Genomic DNA, 1,548 nt, shown 5'->3' with positions numbered 1-1,548 from the left:
GATTTCGTTGAAAAACCCGCGGCCGATGTGGATCGAGTGCCGGGCGGATGAGCGCTTCTGTCCGGCGTGAGGGCGATCCCGGCCGATCAGGCCAGGCTCAGCTGCTGCAGCGGGATCAGCTTGGCGAGCTTCCTGAGGTTCTGGGCCGCCGCGGCGAGGTGGAACTCGTCCCGGGCCCCGTTCGGTCCCCGTAGCCGGAGCCGATCCAGCTTCAGGATGCGCTTGAGGTGGGCAAACAGCATCTCGACCTTCTTGCGCTCGCGCCGCGAGGTGCGGCCCTCCTCCGAGGCACAGATATCGCGCGCCATTTGCCGGGCCCCTTCGTGGACCGAGCGCGGGATCTTGCGAGCAGGGGTGTTGGGGCAGCATTGCAGCTTTAGCGGACAGGGACCGCAGTCGCGCTTGCTGGCGCGGTAGCGCATCATGCCATCGTCATCGACGAGCGGGAGCGGAGTCCGGTAAACTCTCTGGCGTGGCCGAAGCGGTTTGCCGGCCGGGCAGGTGTAGGCATCGGCTTCCGGGGCGTAGGTGAAGGCTGAGCGGCTGAAGGTGCCGTCGCTGCGCTCCGACTTGTCGAAGACGGGGATGTGCGGTTCGATCCCACGCTCGTGCACAAGCCAAGCAAGGTGCTCGGCTGATCCGTAGGCACTGTCAGCGGCAAGCCGAGCTGGCCACAGCCCGAACCGGTCCTGCGTACGCGCGATCATAGTGCGGGATGCGCCGACCTCGGCCTGTCTGATGGCGCGGCTGGCCTCGACATCGACGATCACGGCGTGATCAAGGTCGATCAGGTAGTTGGTGGCGTAGGCGAAGAAGGCATGGCCCTTCATCGCGCCTGTCCACTGCGCCGCCGGATCGGAGCGCGAGACGAACTTCGGCCTGGCCTCGCTCGCGGCGCCCCAGGCGGCTTCATCGAGGGTTTCGAGATACTCGCGCACCGACCGACGGGTCCGGGCGAGGTCGTCCCACTCGACGGCCTCTGAGGCGTCCGCGGCGCGCTGCTTGTTGGCATCAGCCCGGATCAGGCTGGCGTCGACCGCAAAACCCTCACCGCCGACGAGACCCTCGTCGATGCAGCGCTGCACGGTGGCCTCGAACACCTCGCGCAACCGGTCGCTGTCACGGAAGCGGCCGTGCCGGTTCTTCGAGAAGGTGGCGTGGTCCGGCACACGGCCATCGAGCCCGAGCTGGCAGAACCAGCGATAGGCGAGGTTGAGATGGACCTCCTGGCACAGGCGCCGCTCGGAGCGAATGCCGAGGCAGTAACCGATGAGCAGCATGCGGATCATCAGCTCGGGATCGACGGAGGGGCGGCCTGTGGAGGCGTAGAACGGTGCCAACGCGCGGCGCAGGTCGCTGAGATCGACGAAGCGGTCGATGGAGCGCAAGAGATGGTCGGCGGGAACGTGGGTGTCGAGCGAGAACTCGTAGAACAGAGCGCCCTGCTCGACTTGCCGAGGTCCCATCATCTGCGTCGATCCCCGCCTCACAACGGCAGTGAATCACCTCAGATATGCCGCTGCAACAGCCGAGTTTTTCAACAAAATC

At 66.1% G+C, this 1,548-nt stretch carries 1 protein-coding gene; it reads right to left on the bottom strand.

What is annotated here, in order from left to right; translation table 11 throughout:
- Positions 1-86: 86 nt before the first annotated feature.
- Positions 87-1,469, bottom strand: coding sequence for an IS1182 family transposase (locus tag HNR51_RS26515; protein WP_182556957.1), 1,383 nt, complete (start codon positions 1,467-1,469; stop codon positions 87-89).
- Between the last annotated feature and the right edge of the window lie 79 nt (positions 1,470-1,548).

The organism is Methylorubrum thiocyanatum (assembly GCA_014138645.1).
Lineage (GTDB): Bacteria > Pseudomonadota > Alphaproteobacteria > Rhizobiales > Beijerinckiaceae > Methylobacterium > Methylobacterium thiocyanatum.
Note: the sequence above shows the minus strand (reverse complement) of the source record. Positions and strands in the feature narration are given on the sequence as shown.